Genomic DNA, 24,432 nt, shown 5'->3' on the forward strand with positions numbered 1-24,432 from the left:
ATCATCAAGATCCTCCCCCGCGATGCGGGGGAGGTGGCCCAGAGGGCCGGAGGGGGCGAGCGCTGACGATCTCCAGTATGCGCTCGATTGCGGACTTGGGGGAGGCGAGGATGTCGCGTGCTGGAATGCGGAGGGTGGAGATCCCGCGATCTTCCAGCCACGCGTCACGCTCTGCGTCCCTGCGTGGGCGATCATCAAAGCAATGCGCCTCGCCATCGACCTCGAAAGCGAGGCGCAGTTCTTCGCAGTAAAAATCAAGAATGTAAGGTCCAACGGGATGCTGTCGGCGGAAGTGTAGGCCCGCGAGTTTGCGGCCCTTCAGCTCTCGCCAAAGCAAGCCTTCGGGAAGCGTCAATTCTCTCCGGAAGCGCTGCGCAGTCAGACGCTGCGCAAGGGGAGGTCTCATTGGCTTTTCCTGTGCTCGCCCCCTCCGTCGCTCCGCGACACCTCCCCCGCGACGCGGGGGAGGATCTTTCAAAGCGCCTCCATCCACCACCCTACATTGTTCCCTATTCGTTCTCAACTCCACCTCCCGGAGCGCACCGCCATGCTCTTCTCCAAACCGCGCCCGCCTGAGCGCAAGGATTCCCGCGCCGCGCGGCTGATCGCGCTGACCACCGGCGGGCGGCCGCAGTGGACGCCGCGTGACTACGGCGCTCTCGCGTCCGAGGGGTTCGCCAAGAACCCGGTGGCTTATCGCTGCGTGCGGATGATCGCTGAGGCCGCGGCCGCGACGCCGCTCGCGGTGTTCGTCGAGGGGCGCCGCGCCGACGATCATCCGCTCAAACGCCTGCTCGACCGGCCCAATCCCGAGCAGGGCGGGCCGGACCTCATGGAGGCGTTCTTCGGCAACCTGCAGGTGGCCGGCAACGCCTATCTGGAGGCGGCCGGCGACGCAAAGCCCAGTGAGCTCTACGCCCTGCGCCCCGACCGGATGACGCTGGTTCCGGGGCCCCGCGGCTGGCCGCTGGCCTATGACTACCAGGCCGCCGGGCGCACGGTGCGGATCGGGCGCGACGGCGACGGCTGGCTGCCGGTGCTGCACCTGAAGCTGTTCAACCCGACGCACGATCACTACGGCTTCTCGCCGCTCGAGGCGGCGGCGTTCGCGATCGACGTGCACAACGCCTCCAGCGCCTGGAACAAGGCGCTGTTGGACAATTCGGCGAGGCCCTCTGGGGCGCTGGTCTATTCGAGCAAGGACGCCGGCGACCGTCTGACCGACGAGCAGTTCGACCGGCTCAAGACCGAGTTGGCCAGCGTCCACTCAGGGACCGCCAATGCCGGCCGGCCGCTGCTCCTGGAAGGCGGCCTCGACTGGCGGGCCATGTCGCTGTCACCCGCCGAGATGGACTTCACCGAGGGCAAGCACGCCGCCGCCCGCGAGATCGCCCTGGCGTTCGGGGTGCCGCCGCAGCTCTTGGGCATTCCCGGCGACAACACCTACGCCAACTATCGCGAGGCCAACGCCGCCTTCTGGCGCGGCACGGTGGTTCCCCTGGCCCAGCGGGCGGCGCGGGCGCTCACCGGCTGGCTGGCGGCGAAGTTCCCGGGCGCGACCATCGTCCCCGACCTCGACGCGGTTCCCGCCCTGGCGGCCGAGCGCGACGCCCTGTGGAGCCGCCTGCAGGCGGCGAGCTTCCTCACCGACGCCGAGCGGCGGCGGCTGGCTGGGTTGGAGCAGTAAAATCCTCCCCCCGTGGGGGAGGCGGCCCCACGGGTCGCGCGGCGCGCGCGCCCGAGGGTGAACTCCGGCCGGAGGGGGGAGTGCGGGATGTCCGGCTTCTTCCCCCTCCGTCCGCTTCGCGGACACCTCCCCCGCTGGGGGGAGGATTTGGAGAACCCCATGACCCAACCCACCCGCTGGCGGCTGGACCGCCAGGTGTCGGCCGCCGTGCTGGTCACCGTGTTCCTGCAGGCGGCCGCGGCGCTGCTCTGGGCCGGCAAGGCCGCCGCGCGGATCGACGAGATGCAGCGCCGGCTCGAGGCCCAGGCCCCGGTCGCCGAGCGCCTGGCGCGCCTGGAGACCCAGGCCGAGGCCGCCCGCCAGAGCCTCGTTCGCATCGAGGCCCGTCTGGAGCGCGGCCATGAGCGATGACCTCAAGATCGAAGGCTACGCGTCCCTGTTCTGGACCCGCGACCTCAATGACGACGTCACCGCCGCCGGCGCCTTCGCGCAGAGCCTGACGGCCGGAAGCCCCGTGAAGATGCTGCACCAGCACGACGAGGCCGAGCCGATCGGCGTCTGGGACCAGGTGTTCGAGGACGCCAAGGGGCTGTTCGTGCGGGGGCGCATCCTGCGGACCACCCCGCGAGGCCAGTTGGTCGCCGCCCTGGTCGAGGCCGGGGCGCTGGACGGCCTGTCCATCGGCTTTCGCCAGGTGAAGGCGCGCACGCAGGGCCCCCTGCGCGTGCTCAGCCGCGTGGAGCTGTGGGAGGTGTCGATCGTGACGTTCCCGATGCTGCCCCAAGCCCGCCTGAGTTGGGCGCGGCTGAGGGTGGCGTGAAGATCCTCCCCCGCACTGCGGGGGAGGTGGCCCAGAGGGCCGGAGGGGGCGAGCCCCGCCAATGTCCAGTTCGCCCCCTCAGTCGCTCCGCGACAGCTCCCCCGCATCGCGGGGGAGCATCTGTTCCCAACCCGGAGAACCCCATGAAGGAAACCAAACACGCGGCCTCGCCCGAGGCCCGCGCGGCGCTGGCTGACGTCCTGACCGCGTTCGAGAGCTTCAAGGCCGCCAATGACGCGCGGCTGGCGGCGATCGAGACCAAGCGGGCCGATGTGCTGCTGGAAGAGAAGGTCGGCCGCATCGACGAGGCCGTCTCCCGCGCCCAGGAGCGCCTGGACCGCATCATGGCCGACCTGCGAAGGCCCGCCCTGGGCGGCGAGGCGCCGGTCGCCGGCGTCGATGAGCGCAAGGCCGCCTTCGATCGCTATGTGAAGACCGGCGAGACGCCCGCCGCCCTGCTCGAGGCCAAGGGCCTGTCCGAAGGGGTGGCCACCGCCGGCGGCTATGTCGCCCCGCCGGAGCTGGAGCGGCTGATCCTGCGTCGCCTGGCGGCCACCTCGCCGATGCGCGAGATCTGCCAGGTCCGCACCATCGGCGCGGGGACCTTCCGCAAGCCAGTCTCTCCCACGGGCCTGGCCGCCGCCTGGGTGGCCGAGACCGCCGCGCGGCCCGAGACCACGGCGCCGACCCTGGACGTCATCGACTTCCCGGCCGGCGAGCTCTACGCCAGTCCGGCCGCCACCCAGGCCCTGCTGGACGACGCCTATGTCAGCATCGACGAGTGGCTGGCCGAGGAGGTGCAGGACGCCTTCGCCGCCCAGGAGACCACGGCCTTCGTGACCGGCGACGGGGTCAACAAGCCCAAGGGCCTCCTGGCCTACACCGCCGCGCCGGACGCCAGCTACACCTGGGGCCAGGTCGGCTATCTGGCCACCGGCGTGGCGGGCGGCTGGCCGGCCTCCAATCCGACCGACAAGCTGATCGACCTGATCTATGCGGCCCGGACGCAGTACCGCCAGAACGGCCGCTTCGTGATGAACCGCCGCACGGTCAGCGCGGTGCGCAAGTTCAAGGACGCGCAGGGCAACTACATCTGGAACGCGGCCCTGCAGCCGGGCCAGTCGGCGTCCCTGCTAGGCTTCCCGGTCACCGAGATCGAGGCCATGCCCGACGTGGCGGCCAACGCCATGGCCGTGGCGTTCGGCGACTTCGAGAAGGGCTATCTGATCGTCGACCGCGCCGGTGTCCGCGTGCTGCGCGACCCGTACTCGGCCAAGCCGCACGTGCTGTTCTACACCACCAAGCGCGTCGGCGGCGGCGTGCAGAACTTCGATGCGGTGAAGCTGCTGAAGTTCGCGGCGAGCTAGGGTTTCCCTTCTCCCCTTGCGGGAGAAGGTGGCCGCGAAGCGGACGGATGAGGGGGTTCTCCTGATCCGTCCGCGTGACCCCTCATCCGTCGTCTAACGACGACACCTTCTCCCGCAAGGGGAGAAGGAAAGCGGACATCCCCCATGCCCCAAGCCCTCACCCTGGCCGAGGCCAGGGCGTTCCTGCGCGTGTCCGACGCTTCGGAAGACGCGCTGCTGACCCTGCTGATCGACGCGGCCGAGGCGCGGGTGGCCAGCGCCGCCGGCGTCGCCCTTACGGCCGCCAGCCCAGCCCCGCTGCGCCTGTCGGTGCTGATCCTGGCCGCCCACGCCTACGAGCATCGCGACGCCGGAGAGCCGGCACTGGCCCTCGTCGAGCCGTGGCTGACGCCTTACCGAAAGGCCCGGCTGTGACCGACAAGCCCCTGATCGACGCCCTGGTCGCGACGCTGAAGGCCGCGCCCGCCGTCACCGCCATCGCCGGCCAGCGGATCTATGGGGCCAGCCCCCGCCTGCCGACCTACCCTTGCATCGTCGTCACCCGCGCCGAGGGGCGGGCGGTCGGCGGCGTCGGCGGGGAGGGGATCGAGCATCTCTTGACCCTGACCTGCGCCAGCCGCTTCGGCGGTCCCGAAGAGGCCCGCGCCCTGGTCGCCGCCGTCCGTGCGGTCCTGCATGACGCCCGGCCGACCTTGAGCGGCCGGCGGCTTGTGAACCTGCGCGTGCCCTATGCCGACGTCTTCGCCGGCGCTGATCGCGAAACCACCCTCGGGATCGTCCGCGTGCGGGCGGTGACCGAGGCCCTCTAGCCCAAGGAGCCTCCCATGGCCGCTCAAGCCGGCAAGGACATGCTGCTGAAGATCAGCGACGGCGCGCCGACGCCCACCTTCCACACCGTCGCGGGCCTGCGGACCCGCACGCTCAGCCTCAACGCCAGGACCCTGGACATCACCGACAGCGACAGCGCCGGCCGCTGGCGCGAGCTCCTGGCCGGGGCGGGGGTCAAGTCGGTGGCCGTCTCGGGCTCGGGCGTGTTCCGCGACGCGGCCTCCGACGCCCAGGTGCGCACCAGCTTCTTCGACCAGTCGGCCCGCGTCTGGCGGCTGATCATCCCGGATTTCGGCCAGCTGGAAGGCGCCTTCATCGTCGCGGCCCTGGAATACGCCGGCGAGCACGACGGCGAGGCCGTCTTCGCCCTCAGCCTGGCCAGCGCCGGGGCGGTCAGCTTTACGGCGATCTGATCAATAAGCGCCCAAGCAAAATCTCGTGTCATCCCGGACGGCCGCAGGCCGATCCGGGACCGCCACGCACGCTGAGTTTGCGACGGTCCCGGCTCTCCGCTGCGCTGCGGCCGGGATGACAGGCTGTAATGGAGGCTCAACCCCCATGCTCACCCCCAACCCCGCCCGCGGCGAGGTCGTCGTGACCCTGGCCGGCGCGCCCCGTCGGCTGTGTCTGACGCTGGGCGCCCTCGCCCGCATCGAGGCCGCGCTGAATCTCGCCGACTGGTCGCAGCTGCCCGACCGCATCGCCACGCTCACCGCCGCCGAGCTGTCGGCGATCCTGGCCGCGCTGCTGGACGGCGGCGGCGAGGCGCCGGAGATCGCCGCCCGCGCCACTGTGCCGGAAGCCGCCGGCGCCCTGGCCGCCGCCTTGGCCGCCTGCGCATGAGCGCCTGGGCCGCGCCGCTGCGCCTGGCGCTGTCGCTGGGCCTGCCGCCCGAGGCCTTCTGGCGCCTGTCGCTGACGGAGTGGCGGGCGCTCACCGAGGCGCCGCCCGCGCCGTCCCTGAACCGGGCGACCCTGCAGGACCTGATCGCCCGCTACCCTGACGAGGAGACCCCGCCATGAGCCTTGACCAAGACAGCCTTGCCAAGAACGATTTGGCGGCCGTCCCCGCCCGCGCCGCCGAGGCGGCCGCTGCGCTCGAAAGCCTGAAAGCCCCCGCCGAGCGCGCGGCGCGCTCGATCGACGAAGCCTTCGCCCGCGCCGGCGCGTCGCTGGTCCGCTCCCTGGCCCGCGCGGCCTCGGACGGGCAGGTCTCGTTGTCAGAGCTGGCCCGCGCGGTGCTGGGCGCGGCCGGGGCGGCGCTGAAGGGCGGGGGTCTCGGCGAGGCCCTGACCAAGACCTTCGCGGGCGCCCATTTCTCGGGAACAAGGGCCGACGGCGGACCTGTGCTGCCCGGCGGCGCCTATCTGGTCGGCGAGCGGGGGCCGGAACTGTTCCGTCCCGCTGCGGCCGGAAGCATCGAGCCCGTCGGAAACGGCGGCGTCTCGGTGACGGTCAATGTTCAGGGCGGCGAGGCGTCGGGCTTGATCCGCTCAGACGCCCAGATCGCCCAGGCGCTGGCCCGGGCGGTGAGCTTGGGGGCGAGGGGATTGTAGAAAACCCTCCCCCTTTGATGGGGGAGGGTAGGGTGGGGGTGTCTTCGGCGGGTGACGTCGCGCGGGTGGCTGGCCGGAGTGATCACCCCCATCCCCAGCCCTTCCCCCATCAAGGGGGAAGGGAGCCGTCCCCTAAACCGTCACGGCGTTCGGGTTGATCGGCGGCGGCCCGTACTGGTTCTCGCGCGGCTGGCCCACGCTGCAGCCGACCCACAGGGTGAAGGCCAGCCACACGGCGAAGGCGATGAAAATCGACACAAACAGGCCGACCAGGGCGGTGAGGGCCGACACTTCGGGCTCGCCGTTGGTGAGGGCGGCGATGGCCGGCATCACGCCCACCGAGACGCCGGCGCCGAACACCAGCACCGGTCCCAGAACCCAGGGCAGAACCTGCCACCAGCCGGTCTGCCCCATGTCGTGCAGACGCTTGGAGTGGATGCAGACGCTGGCGTAGATCGTGGCCAGAGACAGGGCCCATCCGATGATCGGCAGCCAGCCGGCCACGACGTTGACGCCCAGCAGGACGAGCCAGCCGATCCAGAACGACTGCCGGCCGATGCGGCCCTCAGGCGACAGGAACAGGGTCTTCCAATCCATCTCGTGGTCTCCAATCTCGATCCCTAACCTAGGGACCGACCGCCCGCGCATGAAGTGAAAAGCGGGTCATGACGTCATCTTAATGCCGGCGGCGGCGCGGGACCTTGTTTTTCCGCAAACCTTTTCACGACTTTCCAGAAGGATCGCTTGATGAGCGAGTTCCATGAGGCGCGCCTGCCTGCGCGTCTGGCGTTCGGCTGCACCGGCGGCGTCGAGCGGCGCACCGACGTGGTGACCCTGGCCTCGGGCTACGAGCGGCGCACCAGTCCCTGGACCCACAGCCGCCGCCGCTATCTGATCGCCACCGCGCCGCGGCCGCTGGATGAGATCGCCGAGCTGGTCGCCTTCTTCGAGGCGCGACGTGGGCGTCTGCACGGCTTCCGCTTCCGAGACCCGGCCGACTTCAAGTCCTGCGCCCCCTCGGCCCAGCCGGCGGCGGGCGACCAGGCGCTGGGAACCGGCGACGGCGCGCGCAAGATCTTCCAGCTCCGCAAGACCTATGGCGCGGGGACGGAGGCGGTGGTCCGGACCATAGCCAAGCCGGTCGCCGGCACGGTGACGGTGGCTGTGGCGGGCGTGGCCCTGGCGCCCGGCGCCTTCGCCGTCGACGTCGCGACGGGTCTGGTCACCCTGACCACCGCGCCGGCCGCCGGGGCGGCGGTGACCGCCGGCTTCGCGTTTGACACGCCGGTACGTTTCGACCTCGACCGCCTGGACGTGACGCTGGAGGGCTTCGCCGCCGCCCGCGTCGCCGCCTGTTCGCTGGTCGAGGTGCTGGTCTGATGCGCGCCTTGCCCGAAGGCCTGGACGAGGCCCGCCTTTGCCACGCCTGGATCCTGACCCGCGCCGACGAAACCCGGCTGGGCTTCACCGATCATGACCGCGACCTCGTCGTCGACGGCGTGACCTGCCGGGCCGGCGGCGGTTGGAGCCCCGGCGCGGCCGAAAGCGGCGTCGGCTATGCGCCGGGCCAGAGCGCGGTGCTGGGCGTCCTGGACGATACGGGGATCACGCCGGCCGACCTCGCCGCGGATCTCTATGACGGCGCGCGGGTCGAGGCGCTGCGCGTGGACTGGAGCGCGCCGTCGCGCCGCGTCTCGCTGTGGACCGCCACCATCGCCTCGGTGACCCGCCAGGGCGAGGCCTTCACCGCCACCCTGGCCGGACCTTTGGCGGCGCTCGAGCGGGTGGCGGGGCGCACCTTCACCCGGCTGTGCGACGCGCGCCTGGGCGATGTCCGCTGCGGGATCACGCCCGCGCCGGGCGCGACCTGCGACAAGCGCTGGGTCACCTGTGTTGGGACGTTCAGTAATGGCGTGAACTTCCGGGGCTTCCCCACCGCGCCCGGCGAGGACTTCCTGACGCTGTACCCCGTCGAGGGCGAGCGCAACGACGGCGGGCGGCGGTGAGGGGGGAAGATAGATGCTCCCCCGCGACGCGGGGGAGCTGTCGCGAAGCGACTGAGGGGGCGAGCTGGACCTATGCCGCTTTAGCCCCCTCCGGCCCTCCGGCCCACCTCCCCCGCATCGCGGGGGAGGATCTTGTCATTCGGCAAACCCGCCGCTGGCTCGGCACCCCCTATCGCCACCAGGCCTCGACGCTCGGCGCCGGCTGCGATTGCCTCGGCCTGATCCGCGGCGTCTGGCGGGGCCTGTACGGCGAGGAGCCCGAAGCGCCGCCGCCCTATCGTCCCGACTGGGCCGAGATCGGCGTCGGCGAGCCGCTTCTGGAAGCGTTCGGCCGGTGGCTGGTCGCCATTCCCTTGTCCCAGGCCAGGCGCGGCGACGTCCTCGTCTTCCGCATGGCGCCCCGCGCAGCCGCCAAGCACTGCGCCATCCAGTCCGCGCCCGACCGCATCATCCACGCCTATTGGGGCCGAGCCTGTGTCGAGAGCGCCCTGGGGCGCTGGTGGCGCGAGCGCTGCGTGGCGGCGTTCAGGTTCCCTTCTGAGCAGGAGGCCGCATGGCCCAGGTGATCCTCTCCAGCGTCGGCTCGGCCCTCGGCGGTCCAATCGGGGCCGTGGCCGGCGCGGTGGTCGGCGGCATGGTCGACCAGGCGGCGCTGTCGGCCCTGTCGCCCGCGCGCCAGGTCGGGCCGCGCATTCCCGAACTGCGCCTGACCGGCGCCGCCGAGGGCGCGGCGCTGCCGTGCGTGTTCGGTCGCGCCCGCGTCGGCGGCCAAGTGATCTGGGCGGCGCGCTTTCGCGAGCGGCGGGTCGAGGGCCGGGTCGGCGGCTCCAAGGGCCAGAAGACGACCGCCTACGCCTACAGCCTGTCGTTCGCCGTCGCCGTGGCAGAGGGACCGATCGACGGGATCGGCCGGGTCTGGGCCGACGGGCGGGTCATGGACCTCTCCGGCGTGACCATGCGCGTCCATCTGGGAACCGAGGACCAGGCCCCCGATCCGCTGATCGCCGCCATCGAGGGGCAGGCGCCGGCCTATCGCGGCGTGGCCTATGTGGTGTTCGAGGACCTGCCGCTGGAGCCGTTCGGCAACCGCCCGCCGCAGCTGTCGTTCGAGGTCTTCCGCCGCCCGCGCGCGCCGGGGACGGTGGGGCTAGAGGAGCGGCTGAAGGGCGTGTGCCTGATCCCTGGGGCGGGCGAGTTCGTCTATGCGACGGAAGCTGTGCTGCGCCGCGAAGGCCTGACCCGCACCGCCAGCGAGAGCGTGCACAACGCCGAGGGCCGCCCCGACCTGATGGTGGCGCTGGACCAGCTGCAGGCGCAGCTGCCCAATGTCGATCACGTCACGCTGGTCGTGGCCTGGTTCGGGACCGATCTCCGCTGCGGCCAGTGCCAGATCAAGCCGGGCGTCGAGGGCGCGGCCAAGGACACCTTGCCGCTCACCTGGAGCGTCGCGGGCGTCGATCGCACGGGCGCTCACCTGATTTCGCTGAAGGACGGCGCCCCGGCCTATGGCGGCACGCCCGCCGACGCGGTGGTGCTGCAGGCGATCGCCGAGCTGAAGCGGCGCGGCCTGAAAGTGACGCTCTATCCATTCATCCTGATGGATGCGCCGCCCGGCCAGCCGGCCTATCCGTGGCGCGGCCGCATCGCCTGCGATCCGCCCTCGGCCGACGGGACGGCGGCGGCGAGCGCGCAGGTCAGCGCCTTCTTCGACGGCGAATGGGGCCTGCGCCGCATGGTGCTGCATCAGGCGGCTTTGGCGGTCCAGGCGGGCGGGGTGGACGGCTTCATCATCGGCTCGGAGCTGCGCGCCCTGACCACGACGCGGGGTCCGGGCGGGACCTATCCGGCCGTCGCCAAGCTGAAGACCCTGGCCGCCGATGTCCGCAGCGTACTGGGACCGGCGACCAAGCTCGGCTACGCCGCCGACTGGAGCGAATACTTCGGCCACCAGCCGCGCGACGGCTCGGGCCATGCGGTGTTTCACCTGGATCCCCTGTGGGCCGATCCCAACATCGATTTCGTCGGTATCGACTGGTACCCGCCGGTGACCGACTGGCGCGCGGGCGAGGATCACCTGGACGCGGTGGCGGGCTTTGAGGGGGCGCACGACCCGGCCTATCTGCGCGCCGGCCTGACCGGTGGTGCGGACTTCGAGTGGTATTACGCCAGCGCCGCCGATCGCGACGCCCAGGTCCGCACCCCGATCACCGACGGCGCCCATGGTGAGGCCTGGATGTTTCGGGCCAAAGACCTGCTCTCCTGGTGGAGCCGCCCGCACCATGACCGGCCCGGCGGCGTGCGCTCGGCGACGCCCACGGCCTGGGTTCCGAGGTCCAAGCCCTTCCGCCTGATCGAGTTCGGCTGCCCGGCGGTGGACAAGGGCGCCAATTCGCCGAACCTTTTCATCGATCCCAAGAGCTCGGAGAGCTTCCTGCCGCCGTATTCGAGCGGCGAGCGCGACGACTTTGGCCAGCGGCGGTTTCTGGAGGCGGTGCTGGCCTGGCTGGATGAGCCGGCCGCCAATCCGGTCTCGCCGCTGTATGGCGGGCCGATGATCGAGGCGGCCAGCGCCTGGTGCTGGGATGCCCGGCCGTTTCCCGATTTCCCCGCCCGGTCGGACGTGTGGAGCGACGGCGGCAACTGGCTCTTGGGTCACTGGTTGACCGGGCGGGCCGGGATCGCGCCGCTGCCCGAGCTGATCCAGGCCCTGGGGGCGCGAGCCGGGGTGGCGATTGACCCCGGCGAGGCGGGCGGGGCGGTGGGCGGCTATGTCGTCGACCGGCCCATGCGCCTGCGCGACGCGCTCTCGCCCCTGACCGAGGCCTTCGCCCTGGATCCGGTCGAGCGCGGCGACCATGTGCGGATGATGTCGCGCACAGGTCGGGCGGTGGCGGCGCTGACGGCCGACGATCTTGTCCTGCCCGACGACGGCGCGGCCGAGCGCGAGACCCGGAGCCTCGACCCCGCGGCGGAGGCCCTGCGCCTGCGGTTCCTGGACGCCGCCCGCGACTATCAGGTCGGCGCGCTGATCGTCCGCCGCGAGGCGGGCGAGGGGACCCGCGACGCCGATGCGCCGATCGTACTTTCGCCGGCCGAGGCCGGCGCGGTGGCCCGCCGGATGCTGGAGAGCGACGCGACCGCGCGGCGCTCGCGCATCGTGCGGCTGGCGCCTTCGGCCGCCCTGCGGTTCGAGGCGGGCGACCGGGTGGCGCTGGACGGCCAGACCTGGCGGGTCCAGCGGCTGGATCTCGACGAGCGCCCGCGCGCCACGCTGGTCCCCGTCATGGCGGCCGGCGGGGTGGAGGCGGTGATCGACTGGACGCCCGCGCCGCCGCGCGATCCGGCCTCGCCGCCGGTGCTGCACGTCCTGGACCTGCCGCCGGACGGGGCGCTCGCCGACGACGCCCGGCCGCTGGTCGCCGCCGCCGCCGAGCCGTGGCGGCCGCTGGACGTCCATGCGGGCGCCGGCGTCGAGACCTTGACGGTCCGGGCGCGTCTGGCCGCCCCGGCTACGCTGGGCGTCACCCTGACCGATCTGGCGCCTTCGTCGCCGCATCGGCTGGATCGCGCCGCACGCCTGGAGGTGCGGGTGGAGGGGACCAGCCTGACGTCGGCGCCGCTGGCGGCCGTGCTGGCGGGAGCGAACACCCTGGCCGTCCGCGCGCCGTCCGGCGACTGGGAGGTGATCGCCTTCCAGACCGCCGATCTGATCGCGCCGGACGTCTGGCGGCTGTCGGGCCTGTTGCGCGGCCAGCGCGACGGGGCGGCCAGCCCAGTCGTGATAACCGCCGGCGCGGCGGTGGTGCTGCTGGACGAGGCGCTGGTCCCGATGAGCGTCGCGGCCTTCGAGCGCGGGACGAGCCTGACGGTGCGCGCCGCCCCGGCGGGCGGTCCGCCGTCGGGGGCGGGGATGACGCAGGTGGGCACGGTCTGGACCGGCCGGGCCTTACGCCCGCTGGCGCCCGCGCATCTTCGCAAGCGGATGATCGGCGGCGACCTGTCGCTGTCCTGGATCCGCCGCGCGCGGGTCGGCGGCGATGTGTGGGAGGGCGAGGTTCCGCTCGCCGAAGGCGTCGAGCGCTACCGGGTGCGGGTGCTGGACGGGCCTGCTGTGCTGCGCGAAGTCGAGGTGGCGACGCCCAGCTTCGTCTACGCCGCCGCCCTGCGCGCAGCCGACGCGCCGTCGTCCGGTGCGCGGCTGGAGGTGGCCCAGGGCTCGTCGCTCTATGGGTGGGGTGCGGTCGCGACCACAAGTCTGTGGTAAATTTACCACATACGCCCTTGCGCGCGGCGCTGGACGTTCTAGATGGAGGGGGCTACCCAACCACCGACTTAACTCAGAGGACCTTCCTTGGCGCGCGACCCGTATCAGGAACTCGGCGTTTCCCGCACCGCCAGCGCGGACGAGATCCGCAAGGCGTTCCGCAAGCTCGCCAAGCAGTTCCACCCGGACACCAACCCGGGCGACAAGAAGGCCGAGGAGCGCTTCAAGCAGGTCAGCGCCGCGTTCGACATCGTCGGCGACCCCGAAAAGCGCAAGAAGTTCGACCTCGGCCAGATCGACGCCGACGGCCGCGAGACCATGCGCGGCTTCGGTGGCCAGCCCGGCAACGGACCGTTCAACGCCGGCGGCTTCGGCCAGGGCGGTTTCCATCGCACGAACGAGGGCCCGGAGATCGACCTGTCGGACCTGTTCGGCGGCATGTTCGGTGGCGGCGGCGCGGGGCGCGGACCGTTCGGCGGCGGCGCGGGGGGCGGCGGATTTTCCAGCAAGGGCGCTGACGTCAAGGCGCGCCTCGACATTGACCTGGAAGACGCCATCAAGGGCGGCAAGAAGCGCGTGGCCTTCTCGGACGGCCGCACGATCGACGTCACCATCCCGATGGGCGCTCAAGAAGGCCAGACCCTGCGCTTGAAGGGCCAGGGCGCGCCGGGACGCGGCGGTCAGGGCGACGCGCTCATCGAGCTGGCCATCAAGCCGCACCCAATCTATCGCCGCGAGGGCGAGGCCCTGGTCATGGACCTGCCGGTCTCGATCCCCGATGCCGTGCTGGGCGGCAAGGTCGAGGCCCCGACGCCCGACGGCAATGTCATGCTGGCCGTGCCCAAGGGCAGCAACAGCGGCCAGACCCTGCGGCTGAAGGGCCGGGGCATGCCCGACGGCAAGGGCAAGCGCGGCGACCTCCTGGCCCGCCTCGTGGTCACCCTGCCCGAGACCGTGGACCAGGACCTCGAAAAGTTCGCCGAAGCCTGGCGCGCCCAGAAGCCCTATACGCCGAAGCGGAAGTAGGCGGGTTTCGTATCGACATTTGTTGACACTGTGCGGTGGTGCGGCGCAAGCTTCAAGCTGGAGGTCGCCATGCACGTCGTCGTCAAGAAGTGGGGCAATAGCGCGTCGGTGCGGATCCCCGCCCGCGTTATGGCGGCGGCTGATCTCCACATCGATCAGGCGGTGGACGTGCGCGAGGAAGGCGGGCGGATCATCATCGAGCCGATCCGGGCGCCAGAATACGACCTCAATGCGATGCTGGCCGAGATGGAGCCCGAAACCTTCCACGAAGACGTCGACTTCGGCGCGCCCATCGGCAAGGAGGTCTGGTGACAGCGCGCTATGTGCCCGACGCCGGAGACATCGTCTGGCTTCAGTTCGATCCTCAGGCCGGGCACGAGCAGGCGGGGCGCCGTCCGGCGCTGGTGCTGTCGCCCGCAGCCTATAACGGCAAGCGCGGCATGATGGTGTGCTGCCCGATGACGAGCCGGATCAAGGGCTATGTCTTCGAGGTCGTTGTGCCCGGCGCGGAGCCCAGCGCGGTCCTGGCGGATCAGGTGAAGAGCCTGGACTGGGTGGCGCGCCGCGCAACGCGCAAGGCCGTGGCGCCGCCAGCGGTTCTTGCGGAGGTGCGGGCGAAGTTGAAGGCGTTGCTCGATGTCTGAGCGGGATCAACGCGCCAACCCGTGACAGAACGTCGCGCGCCGTTCATAACCCGGACGTTCAGCCTCCATTCAGCCGAGGGCCTGTAGACCAAGCAGCATGAAACCGATCCGCGCCCTCATCGTCGCCGCCGCGCTGGCCGCCGTCCTTCCGGACGCCGCGTTCGCGCAACGCCGTCCGGACTCGTTGGGCGCCGACTGGCGCCAGCAGCAGGACCAGGCGCGGGGTGGCGTGCAGTCGGGGCGCCTGGTGCCGCTGTCGCGGGTGATCGAGATGATCAGTCGCCGGGTGCCCGGCCGGGTGCTGGACGCCGGCCTCGAAGGCGGCAACTACCGGGTTCGCTGGGCTGCGGCCGATGGCCGTCGCATCGACTTCATCGTCGACGCCCAGACCGGCCAGATCCTCAGCGGCGGCTAACAGGCTTCAGGAGTTTCCATGCGCATCCTGCTCGTCGAGGACGATCCCGACCTGACGCGCCAGCTGAAGCTGGCCCTGGCCGACGCCGGTTACGCGGTCGACCACGCCCCCGATGGCGAGGAAGCCCAGTATCTGGGCGAGAACGAGCCCTATGACGCGGTCATCCTCGACCTTGGCCTGCCCAAGGTGGACGGCGTTTCGGTGCTGGAGCGCTGGCGGCGCGGCAATGTCACGACGCCCGTCCTGATCCTGACCGCGCGCGGCGCCTGGAGCGACAAGGTCGCCGGCTTCGACGCGGGCGCCGACGACTATCTGGCCAAGCCGTTCCACACCGAGGAGCTGCTGGCTCGCCTTCGCGCCCTGCTGCGCCGCTCGGCCGGCCACGCCGCGCCGTCGCTGTCGTGCGGGGCCCTGCGCCTGGACCCGCGCGCCGCCCGCGCCAGCGTCAATGGCGAGCCGCTGCGCCTGACCTCGCTGGAATACCGCCTGCTGCACTACATGATGATGCACCAGGGCCGGGTGATCGGTCGCACCGAGCTGGTCGAGCACCTGTACGACCAGGACTTTGACCGCGACAGCAACACCATCGAGGTGTTCATCGGCCGACTGCGCAAGAAGCTGGGCGCTGACCGGATCGAGACCGTGCGGGGCCTGGGCTATCGCCTCGCGGCGCTGCCGGGCGAAGACGCGGCGTGATGACCTGCGGGCCCATCCTCGCCCTTCGACAGGCTCAGGGTGCGGATGACTGTGGCGCTGAGCTTGAAACCCTGACCCTGAGCTTGTCGAAGGGCGAGGGTTTTAGCATCACGACCTCATGAAGTTCCTGGACCTGCGCCGCCGTTCGCTGGTCCGCCGCCTGGTCCTGATCGCCGGGATCTGGACCCTGCTGGTCGTCTTGATTGCAGGCGTATTCCTGACCGCCCAGTTCCGCGACGCGGCCATCCGGCGTTTCGACCAGTCGCTGGCGGTGCTGACCGACGACCTCTACGCCGGCTCCAGCGTCGACAATGGCCAGTTGCGCGCGCCGTTTCTGACCGACATCCGCGCCACCCGGGTCTATTCGGGCCGCTACTGGGTGATCCTGGACAAGAAGCCTGATGGGGCGATGAAGCCGATCGAGCGTTCGCGCTCGCTGTTCGACAGCGACCTGATGCTGTCGTCGGCCCAGATCGACCAGCTGGAGGCCGCACCGGGCAAGACCCAGTACTTCGATCTGCGCGGTCCGCAGGACAAGCCGCTGCGCGCAGCGGCGGTGCAGGCGCGCCTTCCAGGCTACCCCGATCCGGTGGTGTTCCTGGCCGCTGAGGACCGCTCCCCCATCGACGCCGACGCCGATCGCTTCGCCCGCATCACCGCCTTCGCCCTGTTGATCCTCGGCGGCGGCCTCATCCTGGCTGTTGTGGTGCAGGTGCGGTTCGGCTTGCAGCCGCTGTTTAGGCTGCGGCGCGAGGTGGCTCAGGTCCGCCGCGGCAAGGCTGAGCGGGTCGAGGGATCCTATCCCGAGGAACTGTCGCCGCTGGCCGGCGAGCTCAACGCGCTGCTGGCTCACAACCAGGAGGTCGTCGAGCGTCAGCGCACCCACGTCGGCAATCTGGCGCATGCGCTCAAGACCCCGCTGTCGGTCATGCTGACCGAGGCCAGCCAGCAGCCGGGCCAGCTGGCCGAAGTCGTGACCCGCCAGGCCCAGACCATGCGCGAGCAGGTGGACCACCACCTGCGCCGCGCCCGCGCCGCCGCCCGCTCACAGACCAGCGGCGAGCGCACGCCCGTCGAGCCGATCCTGGACGAGCTGGCCGTGACCTTGGAGCGCATCTTCCAGGACAAGGCCGATGGGCGAGGCGTCGAGATCGACTGGCGTTGCCCCGACGACCTCTGTTTCCAGGGCGAAAAGCAGGACCTGATGGAGCTGGCCGGCAACGTCATGGAGAACGCCGGCAAGTGGTGCCGGGGCAGGATCCGCGTCGACGCCGTCCCGGTGGGCGAGGCGCGCATGACCCTGACCGTCGACGATGATGGTCCAGGCCTGCCACCTGAGGAGCGCGGCCAGGCGCTGAAGCGCGGCCAGCGTCTTGACGAGAACGCGCCGGGCTCGGGCCTGGGCCTGTCGATCGTGGACGAACTGGCCAGAGCCTATGGCGGTTCGGTCCAGCTTGGTGAATCACCGCTGGGCGGATTGCGCGTCACGCTCGAGCTGCCCCGCGCGGTGTCCTGACGCCCGGATGCGACAAACCGTCATGGGGTACGGTTCGCATATCGTGTTACGCGATCGCTAAACCTCCGGTCGATAAAGCTTTTCCGGCTACGGCTCGCGCGCGGCGACGCAGGATTTTTGTTTCGTTTCGGAAATCCTTAACCTCGTTCCGAACATGGTTGACGCTTGTCGGAAGTCTCGATCCGGCACGGGGGATCATGGCCGCCATCGCCGCGCATAAACTGCAGATTATCCGGACGCTGGTGGAAACCGCGCCGGATGCGGCTCTGCGCAGCCTTGAGCTGGCCCTGTCGAGCACGGGCGGGCAGGGCGCGCTGGGCACGGTGCGTGATCTGGTCGAGGACGAGACCGCCAATCGTTTCGTGCGCAACAACGTCCTGGCTCCGATCGTGCCGCTGTGCGCGACGCGCGCCGCTGGGCAGGTGTCCTTCCCGGCCCCGGTCCTGTCGCGTCTCTGGCGCGCCTTGAAGTCCGTCGCAGGAGCCCGGGTCGAAGACGCCGCCGCGCGCTGCAACCCCTGGGATCTGGAGCAGGGCTCGCCCGAAGTGTTCGACGAGCTGTGCAAGCTGGCCGCCGCCGGTCTTCGAGATCCGGAGAACGCCGCCTTCGACAGCGTCCGATCGCTGTGCGATCCCGAGCAACTGGCGCTGTGCCTCCAGCTATCGACCCTGACGCGCGGTTGCCTGCCCAAGCTTTCGGAATGGGTCAGCCGCATGTCGGACGAGCGCGCCGCTGCGGCGCGCCTGGCCTATCGTGACGCCTGTCGCATCAGCGAGGACGCGGGTCCGTTGCTGCTGGACATCCTGTCGGCGCATCTGCCCGATGACTGGCGGATCATGCGCGTGATCTCGGCGGTCATGGACCGGCCGACCGATCGTTATCTCGCTTCGTCCGAAGTGGCGCAGTTTGGCGAGCGCATCCTGGGCGAGATCGATGAGTCGATCGCCCTGATCGAATGCTTCAGCTTCGCCGACGGCGAGAAGGCCGGCCGCCAGGCCGCCCAGGCCGCCCAGAAGGTGCAGCTGATGATGGTCGAGATCCAGCAGTCAGTCGATATCGCCAAGGACGGCCCCTGGGGCAAGCGCCTGGCGCGGCAGAAGCAGGCGATGGCCAAGGCCTGCGAGCTGCGCATGGATCAGGCCGAGAAGGAGCTGGAAAAGGCTCTGCCGACCCGTCCCATCTCGATGCTGGCCAAGAAGGGCGCGCGCGGCGTCGCCAAGCTGGTCGAGGAGCCGAACGCCGACATGATCGGGCGCGCCCAGTCGGCGCTGGCGTTCGTGGCCGAACTGCGCGCCTGCGCCGACAAGGCCGGCTATGGCAGCTCGCGCACGAAGATCCTGGAAAAACTGAACGCGCGCCTCGACCCTTACATCGAGGACGTGCTGCACGTGGCGCGGACGGGCGAGGGCGGTGATTCCGCCGTGGCCGTCCAGTATCTCGACGTCGCCGCCGGCTTCATCGCCTACACCCGCGACGAGAAGACCGCCGAAATCGTCCGCCGACGCGCGGCCGCTGCGATCGCGGCTTAGTTAGGCCTGCGAACCTCCGTTGGCGGGCGCCCCAGAATGACGGGGCCAAGGCGTCCTTAAGCGCTTTTTCCTCTAACGGCGACGGCCGGAACAAGCTAACACGCGGCCATGATCGCTTTCTGGATCGCTGCGGCGGGGCTGTCGGTCGTGACGGCCGGGCTGGTGCTGCGCGGGGCCGCGCGCGCCCGACCCGTCGACGACGCCGAAACCCGGCTGGAGCCGCATCGCCGCCGTCTGGCCGAGGTCGAGCGCCTGGCCATCGACGGGCTGCTGGCTGCGGACGAGTTGAAGGCCGCGCGCGCCGAAGCGGGCCGTGGCCTGCTGGCCGCCGCCGACCAGACCGAGAGCTGGAGCCGCGATGGCTCGGGACCGCGCAAGGCGGCCGTGGCGACGGTGGGTCTGGCCTGCGCCTCGGCCGTGGGGCTCTATCTCTTCGTGGGTCAGCCGCAGCTGCCCGACCAGCCCTTCGCCAAGCGCGTGGCCGCATGGCGCGCCGCCGATCCGGCGACCCTGGAGCCGGCCAAGATCGCCGCCGTGCTGGAAGGCGTCGCCGCCGAGCGCCCGAACGATCCCGAGCCGCTGGTGTTCATGGCCAAAGCCCATGCGGCCGCCGGCGACATGGCCAGCGCCGAGCAGTCTCTGCGCAAGGCTGTCCGGATCGCGCCCAAGCGCGCAGATATCTGGAGCCTGCTGGGCGAAACCTTCGTCATCCAGTCCGAGGGTCAGATCGGTCCCGACGCCAAGCTCGCCTTCGGCCAGGCGCTGAAAGCCGATCCCGCCGACGTCCGCGCCCGCTATTATCTGGGCCGCGCCCGTATCGCCGAGGGCGATCTCGCTGGAGGTCTTTCGGACTGGCGTAACCTCTTGGCGGCTCTCGCGCCGAAGGCGCCGGGACGCGACTCGCTCGCCGCCGAGATCGCCCAGGTCGAAGCCTCCGGCAAGCTGCTCGGCGCGCAACCCGAAGCCGCCAGCGCCAACCCCGAGGTGCAAGGCATGATCGCCGGTATGGTCGAGGGGCTGGCGCAGCGCCTGAAACAGTCGCCCGACGATCCCGACGGCTGGGTGCGTCTGGTCCGCGCCTATGCTGTGCTCGGCGACGCGGCCAAGCGCGATGCGGCCTTGGCCACCGCCTCGGCCCTGTTCAAGGACCAGCCCAAGGTGTTGTCGGCCCTGCGCCAGGCCGCCGATACGCCCGCTCAAGCCAAGACGACAAATCCATGAGTTTCTGGCCTAAATCCCGGAAGGCGCGCCGTCGCCTGACCATCCTGCTGGCCATCGCGCCGGTGCTGGCCCTGGCCGTGGGCCTGGCCCTGTATGGCCTGCGCGACAGCATCTCGCTGTTCTACACGCCCGCCCAGGCCCAGGAGGCCAAGGTCGATCCGGGCCGCAAGGTGCAACTGGGCGGCCTCGTCCAGCACGGCAGCGTGGTCAAGCACCCGGACGGCAATGTCGAGTTCGTGGTCGCCGACCAGAAGGCCACCGCCAAGGTCGTCTATCACGGCGACCTGCCCGACCTGTTCCGCGAAGGCCAGGGCATCGTCGCTGAGGGCAGCTTCAACAAGGAAGGCGTCTTCGAGGCCAAGCTGGTGCTGGCCAAGCACGACGAGCGCTACATGCCGCGCGAAGTGTCCAAGGCGCTGAAGGAACAGGGCGAGTGGCGTGGCGAAGGCGCCGGGGCTCCGGCTTATGGCAAACCCTCCCCCCAAGGGGGAGGTGGTCGCGAAGCGACCGGTGGGGGAAGTTCTGCTGACCCGGCCACGCCCCCCTCCGACCTTCGGTCGCCTCCCCCACGGGGGGAGGATCGCTCATGATCGTCGAACTCGGCGCGTTCGCGCTGGTCCTGGCCTTGATGCTGTCGGTCGCCCAGACCGGTCTGTCGGCCGTCGGCGGCGCGCGGCGCTCGCCGGTGCTGGCCGGCGCGGGGCAAGGCGCGGCCATCGCAACCTTCGCAGCGCTGCTGGTCTCGTTCGCGGCCCTCGTTTACGCCTTCGTGACGTCGGACTTCTCGGTCGCCAACGTCGCCACCAACTCGCACACCGACAAGCCGATGTTGTTCAAGGTGGCCGGTGCCTGGGGCAGCCACGAGGGCTCGATGCTGCTGTGGTGCCTGGTGCTGACAGGCTTCGGCGCGGCCATGGCGGTTTTCGGCGACAGCCTGCCGCCGCGCCTGCGCGCCTACGCCATCGCGGTTCAGGGCGCGTTGGGCGTGATGTTCCTGGCCTACACCGTCTTCGCCTCGAACCCGCTGGCGCGCCTGCTGGACGCGCCGATTCAGGGCAAGTCGCTGAACCCGCTGCTGCAGGACTGGGCCTTGGCCTTCCACCCGCCGTTCCTCTACGCCGGCTATGTCGGGTTCTCGGTGGTCTATTCGCTGTCGATGGCGGCGCTGATCGAGGGGCGGATCGACGCGGCCTGGGCCCGCTGGGTGCGGCCCTGGACCCTGGCGGCCTGGAGCATGCTCACCATCGGCATCGCGCTGGGCGCCTTCTGGGCCTATTACGAGCTGGGCTGGGGCGGCTGGTGGGCCTGGGACCCGGTCGAGAACGCCAGCTTCATGCCGTGGCTGATCGGCGCGGCGCTGCTGCACTCGGCCATCGTCACCGAAAAGCGCGGCGCCCTTCCGGGCTGGACGGCGTTCCTGGCCCTGGCGGCCTTCACCTTCTCGATGCTGGGCGCCTTCCTGGTGCGGTCGGGCGTGCTGACCAGCGTCCACGCCTTCGCCGTCGATCCGACGCGCGGCGTCCTGCTGCTGATCATGATGGGCGTGGCCGCCGGCGCCGGCTTCCTGCTGTTTGGCCTGCGCGCGCCCAGCCTGAACCGGGGCGGCCAGTTCCGCCCGATCAGCCGTGAGAGCGCCATCGTGCTCAACAACATCCTGCTGTCGACGGCGACGGCGGTGGTGCTGCTCGGCACGCTGTATCCGCTGATCCGCGAGGCCATGGACGGCGAGGCGGTCTCGGTGGGTGCGCCGTTCTTCAACCTGACCTTCACGCCGCTGATGCTGCTGGCCTTCGCCGTCCTGCCGGCCGGGCCGCTGCTGGCCTGGAAGCGCGGCGACGCCAAGGGCGTGGCCCGCAAGCTTTGGGTGGTGCTGGCGATCGCCGCGCTGCTGGGCCTGGTCGCCTACGGCGTCGTGCAGCCGCGCAAGATCCTGGCGAGCCTCGGCCTGGTGTTCGGGTTCTGGCTTGTCGGCGGGGCGCTGCTGGAGATGGCTGATCGCCTCAAGCTGTTCCGCGCGCCCGCCGCCGAGAGCGTGCGTCGCGCGCGCGGCCTGCCGCGCGGCGCCTGGGGCACGACCCTGGCCCACGCCGGCCTTGGCGTCTTCGTGCTTGGGGCGTCTTTCGAAACCTCCTGGCGCGTCGAGGCCGCTCAGGCGCTCAGCCTCAACGACAGCCAGTCGCTGGGCGCCTACACCGTGACCCTGAAGGATGTCGGCACGATCGAGGGTCCGAACTACCTGGCCGAGCGCGGGACCGTGACCGTCGTCAACAAGGCGGGGCAAGAGGTCTGCCGGGCTGAACCCGAGCGCCGCTTCTATCCCACGGGCGCGCAGACCACGTCCGAGGTCGCCATCTGCGCCAAGGGTCTGGATGACATCTACATCGTCCTGGGTGAGCGCCGGGCGGGCGAGGGCGGCAAGCCGGCCTGGCTGGTCCGAGCCTATGTGAACCCCTGGGTGCGGCTGATCTTCCTGGGGCCGCTGCTGATGGCCATCGGCGGGCTGGTCTCGCTGTCGGATCGCCGCGTGCGCCTTGGCGTGGGGCGGCGGACCGGGGAGGTCGTGTCGTGAGATTGCGATCCCTCGCCATCGCCGTCTGCTCGCTGGCCCTGATGGCCGGCGCCTCTGACCCCTCCGAGCGGCTCCCCGATCCAGCGCAGGAGGCCCGCGCCCGCACGCTGTTCAAGGAGGTGCGCTGCCTGGTCTGCCAGAACGAGTCGATCGACGACTCCCAGGCCCAGTTGGCCGGCGACCTGCGGCTTATTGTCCGCGAGCAGGTCAAGGCGGGCCGCAGCGATGCGCAGATCCGAGACTTCCTGGTCGAGCGTTATGGCGAGTTCGTCCTGCTGAAGCCGCGCTTTTCCGTCGGAAATGCGGTGCTTTGGCTAGCGCCGGCGGGCGTCCTGCTGGTGGGCGGCTTGCTGATGGCCGGTTTGCTGCGGCGCCGACCGGCGTCCGAGCCCGAACTCACCGAAGCTGAAGAAGAGCGCGTTCGGCGCCTTCTCGAGGGCGATTGACACGATTGCGCCGAAATGGGGCCGCAAGAAGCGACTTGAGCATGATGCAAAGATCGTTCGAGAGCCATTGCACCTTTTCCGGTCGCGACTAGGTTCTCAAAGAGATCGGGGCCGCGCGTCGAACGCGCGGGTGACGTTAAGGGACCACGTCGGCGCGATGTGGGTGAGGAAAGACGAGAATGACCGCTAGGAAGTCGGGTTTCATCGTGGGCGCCGTCGCTGGCGCGGGCGTGGCGTGTGCGGCCCTGGCCGGGATGGGCATGCGGATGGGAACGGCCGACGCCGCCCCGGCGCAGGTCACCCGCACGTCAACGGCTGTCGCGCCGACCTTCGCCCCGCCGCCGGGCGCGCCGATGTCGTTCGCCGACATCTTCGAGAAGGTCTCGCCCGCGGTCGTCCAGATCAACGTGACGTCCAAGGCCAAGGCGCCGTCGCTGCGCATCCCGGGCCTGGAAGGCTTCGACATCGTGCCGCGCGGCCAGCGCCGCCCGGGCCAACCCGGCCAGGACCAGCAGGACGAGGACGGCGACACGCCGGCCACCCCCAAGCAGCAATCGGCGGGCTCGGGCTTCTTCATCTCGGCGGACGGCTACATCGTCACCAACAACCACGTCGTGGCCGAAGCCGACGACATCCAAGTGGTGCTGAAGGACGGCCGCGAGCTGAAGGCCACGCTGGTCGGCCGCGACGAGAGCACCGACCTGGCCGTGATCAAGGTGGTCGACCCCAAGGCCAAGGGTAAGGACTTCACGTTCGTGAACTTCGAGAACCAGGCCAAGCCGCGCGTCGGCGACTGGGTGATCACGATCGGCAACCCGTTCGGCCTGGGCGGCACGGCCACGGCCGGCATCATCTCGGCCTATGACCGTAACCTGAACGACACCACCTCGTCGTTCGTGCCCTACATCCAGATCGACGCGCCGATCAACCGCGGCAACTCGGGCGGTCCCAGCTTCGACATCTATGGCCGGGTGATCGGCGTCAACAGCGCCATCTACTCGCCGTCGGGCGGCTCGGTCGGCATCGGCTTCGCCATCCCGGCCGAGGTGGCCGAGGGCGTGGCCAAGCAGCTGATCGCCAACGGCAAGGTCGTGCGCGGCTATATCGGCGTCAGCATCCTGGACTTCAGCGCCGAGATGGCCGAGGCCCTGGGTCTGACCGACGTCAAGGGCGCGATCGTCGCCGAGGTCGTGCCGGGCGGCCCCGCCGCCAAGGCCGGCCTGCTGCCGGACGACATCCTGGTCGCCGTCAACGGCGTCAAGATCAGCGACCGCAGCGAACTGACCCGTGAAGTGTCCAAGGCGCGTCCGGGCGAGACGATCAAGATCTCGATCCTGCGCGACGGCAAGCCGCGCGTGGTGGGCGTGACGTCGGGCACCCGTCCTTCGGAAAGCAGCCTGGCGGCGACCGACGACGACCAGGGTCAGGACGGCGCGACGCCCACGCCGGACAAGCCGACCAGCCAGAAGGTCGATGCGCTGGGCCTGACCCTGTCGCCGATCGACGCTGCGGCTCGCCAGACCTACAAGATCGATCCGGAGATCAAGGGCCTGCTGATCATCGGCGTGAAGGGCGACAGCGACGCCGGCGAGAAGGGCCTGGCCAAGGGCGATGTCCTGTCCAACATCAACGGCGCGCCGGTCGCCAGCGCCGCTGACGTCACGACGGCGGTGGAAGCGGCCAAGAAGGCTGGCCGCACCAGCGTGCTGGTCAAGGTGATCCGCCAGAACCGTTCGGTCTTCGTGCCGCTGAAGATCGCGCCGTAAACGATCGGTCTTCGATCTGAATCGCCCCGCCCGGGACCTCCTGGGCGGGGCTTTTTCGTACCTGTCCAAGGTTTAAG

The 24,432-nt window shown here is 70.5% G+C and carries 26 protein-coding genes and 3 pseudogenes; 27 read left to right on the plus strand and 2 right to left on the minus strand.

What is annotated here, in order from left to right; genetic code table 11:
* Positions 1 to 4: 4 nt before the first annotated feature.
* Positions 5 to 406 (minus strand): endonuclease domain-containing protein, encoded by a 402-nt coding sequence (locus J2X45_RS17840; protein WP_310217520.1) that lies wholly within the window; start codon positions 404 to 406, stop codon positions 5 to 7.
* Here J2X45_RS17840 and J2X45_RS17845 point away from each other — a divergent pair.
* The 11 genes and pseudogenes from J2X45_RS17845 to J2X45_RS17895 all read left to right on the plus strand — a co-directional run bounded on the left by J2X45_RS17845 (position 405) and on the right by J2X45_RS17895 (position 6,257).
* A pseudogene (locus J2X45_RS17845) lies at positions 405 to 1,687 on the plus strand (phage portal protein). The gene J2X45_RS17840 and the pseudogene J2X45_RS17845 overlap by 2 nt on opposite strands.
* Positions 1,688 to 1,754: 67 nt before the next feature.
* A pseudogene (locus J2X45_RS17850) lies at positions 1,755 to 1,847 on the plus strand (hypothetical protein); the annotation flags it as partial.
* A complete protein-coding gene (locus J2X45_RS17855) occupies positions 1,847 to 2,098 on the plus strand; it encodes a hypothetical protein (RefSeq protein ID WP_310217522.1) in 252 nt (83 codons plus the stop codon). The pseudogene J2X45_RS17850 and the gene J2X45_RS17855, both read left to right, overlap by 1 nt.
* On the plus strand, positions 2,088 to 2,507 hold the full coding sequence (locus J2X45_RS17860) for an HK97 family phage prohead protease (protein ID WP_310217525.1): 420 nt from the start codon (positions 2,088 to 2,090) through the stop codon (positions 2,505 to 2,507). Before J2X45_RS17855 ends, J2X45_RS17860 begins: the two co-directional genes overlap by 11 nt.
* Before the next feature lie 143 nt (positions 2,508 to 2,650).
* Positions 2,651 to 3,874, plus strand: a complete 1,224-nt coding sequence (locus J2X45_RS17865; RefSeq protein ID WP_310217527.1) for a phage major capsid protein — start codon at positions 2,651 to 2,653, stop codon at positions 3,872 to 3,874.
* 144 nt (positions 3,875 to 4,018) lie between these two features.
* Positions 4,019 to 4,288 carry a head-tail connector protein gene (locus J2X45_RS17870; protein ID WP_310217528.1) on the plus strand — a complete coding sequence of 90 codons (270 nt, stop codon included), beginning with the start codon at positions 4,019 to 4,021 and terminating at the stop codon, positions 4,286 to 4,288.
* The gene (locus tag J2X45_RS17875) at positions 4,285 to 4,683 is read left to right on the plus strand and encodes a DUF3168 domain-containing protein (RefSeq protein WP_310217529.1); all 399 of its coding nucleotides are present in this window, start codon (positions 4,285 to 4,287) and stop codon (positions 4,681 to 4,683) included. Before J2X45_RS17870 ends, J2X45_RS17875 begins: the two co-directional genes overlap by 4 nt.
* Positions 4,684 to 4,698: 15 nt before the next feature.
* Positions 4,699 to 5,115, plus strand: a complete 417-nt coding sequence (locus J2X45_RS17880) for a phage major tail protein, TP901-1 family (protein ID WP_310217532.1) — start codon at positions 4,699 to 4,701, stop codon at positions 5,113 to 5,115.
* Positions 5,116 to 5,260: 145 nt separating this feature from the next.
* The gene (locus J2X45_RS17885; protein WP_310217535.1) at positions 5,261 to 5,545 is read left to right on the plus strand and encodes a GTA-gp10 family protein; all 285 of its coding nucleotides are present in this window, start codon (positions 5,261 to 5,263) and stop codon (positions 5,543 to 5,545) included.
* Positions 5,542 to 5,724: a phage tail assembly chaperone gene (locus tag J2X45_RS17890; RefSeq protein ID WP_310217538.1), complete on the plus strand. Its 183-nt coding sequence runs from the start codon at positions 5,542 to 5,544 to the stop codon at positions 5,722 to 5,724. Before J2X45_RS17885 ends, J2X45_RS17890 begins: the two co-directional genes overlap by 4 nt.
* Positions 5,721 to 6,257 (plus strand): phage tail tape measure protein, encoded by a 537-nt coding sequence (locus tag J2X45_RS17895; protein ID WP_310217541.1) that lies wholly within the window; start codon positions 5,721 to 5,723, stop codon positions 6,255 to 6,257. The genes J2X45_RS17890 and J2X45_RS17895 overlap by 4 nt, the downstream gene beginning before the upstream one ends.
* Positions 6,258 to 6,389: 132 nt before the next feature.
* On the opposite strand, the gene J2X45_RS17900 is transcribed toward J2X45_RS17895, so the two are convergent.
* Complete coding sequence (locus J2X45_RS17900; RefSeq protein WP_310217544.1) at positions 6,390 to 6,854, minus strand: DUF805 domain-containing protein; 465 nt, start codon at positions 6,852 to 6,854, stop codon at positions 6,390 to 6,392.
* Positions 6,855 to 7,001: 147 nt separating this feature from the next.
* Here J2X45_RS17900 and J2X45_RS17905 point away from each other — a divergent pair, with 147 nt between their 5' ends.
* The 16 genes and pseudogenes from J2X45_RS17905 (at position 7,002) to J2X45_RS17980 (ending at position 24,355) form a co-directional block, all read left to right on the plus strand.
* On the plus strand, positions 7,002 to 7,637 hold the full coding sequence (locus tag J2X45_RS17905) for a TIGR02217 family protein (protein WP_310217546.1): 636 nt from the start codon (positions 7,002 to 7,004) through the stop codon (positions 7,635 to 7,637).
* Positions 7,637 to 8,263, plus strand: a complete 627-nt coding sequence (locus J2X45_RS17910) for a DUF2163 domain-containing protein (protein ID WP_310217548.1) — start codon at positions 7,637 to 7,639, stop codon at positions 8,261 to 8,263. Before J2X45_RS17905 ends, J2X45_RS17910 begins: the two co-directional genes overlap by 1 nt.
* Positions 8,260 to 8,829: an NlpC/P60 family protein gene (locus J2X45_RS17915; protein ID WP_404980112.1), complete on the plus strand. Its 570-nt coding sequence runs from the start codon at positions 8,260 to 8,262 to the stop codon at positions 8,827 to 8,829. Before J2X45_RS17910 ends, J2X45_RS17915 begins: the two co-directional genes overlap by 4 nt.
* Positions 8,817 to 12,527, plus strand: coding sequence for a glycoside hydrolase TIM-barrel-like domain-containing protein (locus J2X45_RS17920; RefSeq protein WP_310217550.1), 3,711 nt, complete (start codon positions 8,817 to 8,819; stop codon positions 12,525 to 12,527). The genes J2X45_RS17915 and J2X45_RS17920 overlap by 13 nt, the downstream gene beginning before the upstream one ends.
* 87 nt (positions 12,528 to 12,614) lie before the next feature.
* On the plus strand, positions 12,615 to 13,553 hold the full coding sequence (locus tag J2X45_RS17925; protein WP_310217552.1) for a J domain-containing protein: 939 nt from the start codon (positions 12,615 to 12,617) through the stop codon (positions 13,551 to 13,553).
* A 69-nt stretch (positions 13,554 to 13,622) separates the two neighbouring features.
* Complete coding sequence (locus J2X45_RS17930; protein ID WP_310217554.1) at positions 13,623 to 13,865, plus strand: AbrB/MazE/SpoVT family DNA-binding domain-containing protein; 243 nt, start codon at positions 13,623 to 13,625, stop codon at positions 13,863 to 13,865.
* A complete protein-coding gene (gene mazF / locus J2X45_RS17935) occupies positions 13,862 to 14,197 on the plus strand; it encodes an endoribonuclease MazF (protein ID WP_310217556.1) in 336 nt (111 codons plus the stop codon). The genes J2X45_RS17930 and mazF overlap by 4 nt, the downstream gene beginning before the upstream one ends.
* Before the next feature lie 97 nt (positions 14,198 to 14,294).
* Complete coding sequence (locus tag J2X45_RS17940; RefSeq protein WP_310217559.1) at positions 14,295 to 14,612, plus strand: PepSY domain-containing protein; 318 nt, start codon at positions 14,295 to 14,297, stop codon at positions 14,610 to 14,612.
* A gap of 18 nt (positions 14,613 to 14,630) precedes the next feature.
* Complete coding sequence (locus J2X45_RS17945) at positions 14,631 to 15,308, plus strand: response regulator transcription factor (protein WP_268068421.1); 678 nt, start codon at positions 14,631 to 14,633, stop codon at positions 15,306 to 15,308.
* A 118-nt stretch (positions 15,309 to 15,426) separates the two neighbouring features.
* Positions 15,427 to 16,824 carry an ATP-binding protein gene (locus J2X45_RS17950; protein ID WP_310217564.1) on the plus strand — a complete coding sequence of 466 codons (1,398 nt, stop codon included), beginning with the start codon at positions 15,427 to 15,429 and terminating at the stop codon, positions 16,822 to 16,824.
* Between the two features lie 158 nt (positions 16,825 to 16,982).
* Positions 16,983 to 18,353 carry a hypothetical protein gene (locus tag J2X45_RS17955; protein WP_310217566.1) on the plus strand — a complete coding sequence of 457 codons (1,371 nt, stop codon included), beginning with the start codon at positions 16,983 to 16,985 and terminating at the stop codon, positions 18,351 to 18,353.
* 108 nt (positions 18,354 to 18,461) lie between these two features.
* The gene (gene ccmI / locus J2X45_RS17960) at positions 18,462 to 19,574 is read left to right on the plus strand and encodes a c-type cytochrome biogenesis protein CcmI (protein ID WP_310217567.1); all 1,113 of its coding nucleotides are present in this window, start codon (positions 18,462 to 18,464) and stop codon (positions 19,572 to 19,574) included.
* Positions 19,571 to 20,056 (plus strand): annotated as a pseudogene (gene ccmE / locus J2X45_RS17965) (cytochrome c maturation protein CcmE); the annotation flags it as partial. The gene ccmI and the pseudogene ccmE, both read left to right, overlap by 4 nt.
* Positions 20,057 to 20,160: 104 nt before the next feature.
* Positions 20,161 to 22,143 carry a heme lyase CcmF/NrfE family subunit gene (locus J2X45_RS17970; protein ID WP_310217568.1) on the plus strand — a complete coding sequence of 661 codons (1,983 nt, stop codon included), beginning with the start codon at positions 20,161 to 20,163 and terminating at the stop codon, positions 22,141 to 22,143.
* On the plus strand, positions 22,140 to 22,589 hold the full coding sequence (locus tag J2X45_RS17975; protein ID WP_310217570.1) for a cytochrome c-type biogenesis protein: 450 nt from the start codon (positions 22,140 to 22,142) through the stop codon (positions 22,587 to 22,589). Before J2X45_RS17970 ends, J2X45_RS17975 begins: the two co-directional genes overlap by 4 nt.
* Before the next feature lie 179 nt (positions 22,590 to 22,768).
* A complete protein-coding gene (locus tag J2X45_RS17980) occupies positions 22,769 to 24,355 on the plus strand; it encodes a Do family serine endopeptidase (RefSeq protein WP_310217572.1) in 1,587 nt (528 codons plus the stop codon).
* Positions 24,356 to 24,432: the final 77 nt, after the last annotated feature.

It is taken from the genome of Caulobacter sp. BE264 (assembly GCF_031457805.1).
In the GTDB taxonomy this organism is placed as follows: Bacteria; Pseudomonadota; Alphaproteobacteria; order Caulobacterales; family Caulobacteraceae; genus Caulobacter.

Excerpts from the sequence above, each read along its gene's own strand:
- J2X45_RS17840 (WP_310217520.1), bottom strand. The coding sequence starts at position 406 with ATGAGACCTCCCCTTGCGCAGCGTCTGACTGCGCAGCGCTTCCGGAGA.
- J2X45_RS17870 (WP_310217528.1), top strand. The coding sequence starts at position 4,019 with ATGCCCCAAGCCCTCACCCTGGCCGAGGCCAGGGCGTTCCTGCGCGTG.
- J2X45_RS17930 (WP_310217554.1), top strand. The coding sequence starts at position 13,623 with ATGCACGTCGTCGTCAAGAAGTGGGGCAATAGCGCGTCGGTGCGGATC.
- J2X45_RS17895 (WP_310217541.1), top strand. The coding sequence starts at position 5,721 with ATGAGCCTTGACCAAGACAGCCTTGCCAAGAACGATTTGGCGGCCGTC.
- ccmI (WP_310217567.1), top strand. The coding sequence starts at position 18,462 with ATGATCGCTTTCTGGATCGCTGCGGCGGGGCTGTCGGTCGTGACGGCC.
- J2X45_RS17890 (WP_310217538.1), top strand. The coding sequence starts at position 5,542 with ATGAGCGCCTGGGCCGCGCCGCTGCGCCTGGCGCTGTCGCTGGGCCTG.
- J2X45_RS17855 (WP_310217522.1), top strand. The coding sequence starts at position 1,847 with ATGACCCAACCCACCCGCTGGCGGCTGGACCGCCAGGTGTCGGCCGCC.
- J2X45_RS17920 (WP_310217550.1), top strand. The coding sequence starts at position 8,817 with ATGGCCCAGGTGATCCTCTCCAGCGTCGGCTCGGCCCTCGGCGGTCCA.
- J2X45_RS17970 (WP_310217568.1), top strand. The coding sequence starts at position 20,161 with ATGATCGTCGAACTCGGCGCGTTCGCGCTGGTCCTGGCCTTGATGCTG.
- J2X45_RS17950 (WP_310217564.1), top strand. The coding sequence starts at position 15,427 with ATGAAGTTCCTGGACCTGCGCCGCCGTTCGCTGGTCCGCCGCCTGGTC.
- J2X45_RS17940 (WP_310217559.1), top strand. The coding sequence starts at position 14,295 with ATGAAACCGATCCGCGCCCTCATCGTCGCCGCCGCGCTGGCCGCCGTC.
- J2X45_RS17900 (WP_310217544.1), bottom strand. The coding sequence starts at position 6,854 with ATGGATTGGAAGACCCTGTTCCTGTCGCCTGAGGGCCGCATCGGCCGG.
- J2X45_RS17880 (WP_310217532.1), top strand. The coding sequence starts at position 4,699 with ATGGCCGCTCAAGCCGGCAAGGACATGCTGCTGAAGATCAGCGACGGC.
- J2X45_RS17945 (WP_268068421.1), top strand. The coding sequence starts at position 14,631 with ATGCGCATCCTGCTCGTCGAGGACGATCCCGACCTGACGCGCCAGCTG.
- J2X45_RS17910 (WP_310217548.1), top strand. The coding sequence starts at position 7,637 with ATGCGCGCCTTGCCCGAAGGCCTGGACGAGGCCCGCCTTTGCCACGCC.
- J2X45_RS17865 (WP_310217527.1), top strand. The coding sequence starts at position 2,651 with ATGAAGGAAACCAAACACGCGGCCTCGCCCGAGGCCCGCGCGGCGCTG.
- J2X45_RS17860 (WP_310217525.1), top strand. The coding sequence starts at position 2,088 with ATGAGCGATGACCTCAAGATCGAAGGCTACGCGTCCCTGTTCTGGACC.
- J2X45_RS17980 (WP_310217572.1), top strand. The coding sequence starts at position 22,769 with ATGACCGCTAGGAAGTCGGGTTTCATCGTGGGCGCCGTCGCTGGCGCG.
- J2X45_RS17885 (WP_310217535.1), top strand. The coding sequence starts at position 5,261 with ATGCTCACCCCCAACCCCGCCCGCGGCGAGGTCGTCGTGACCCTGGCC.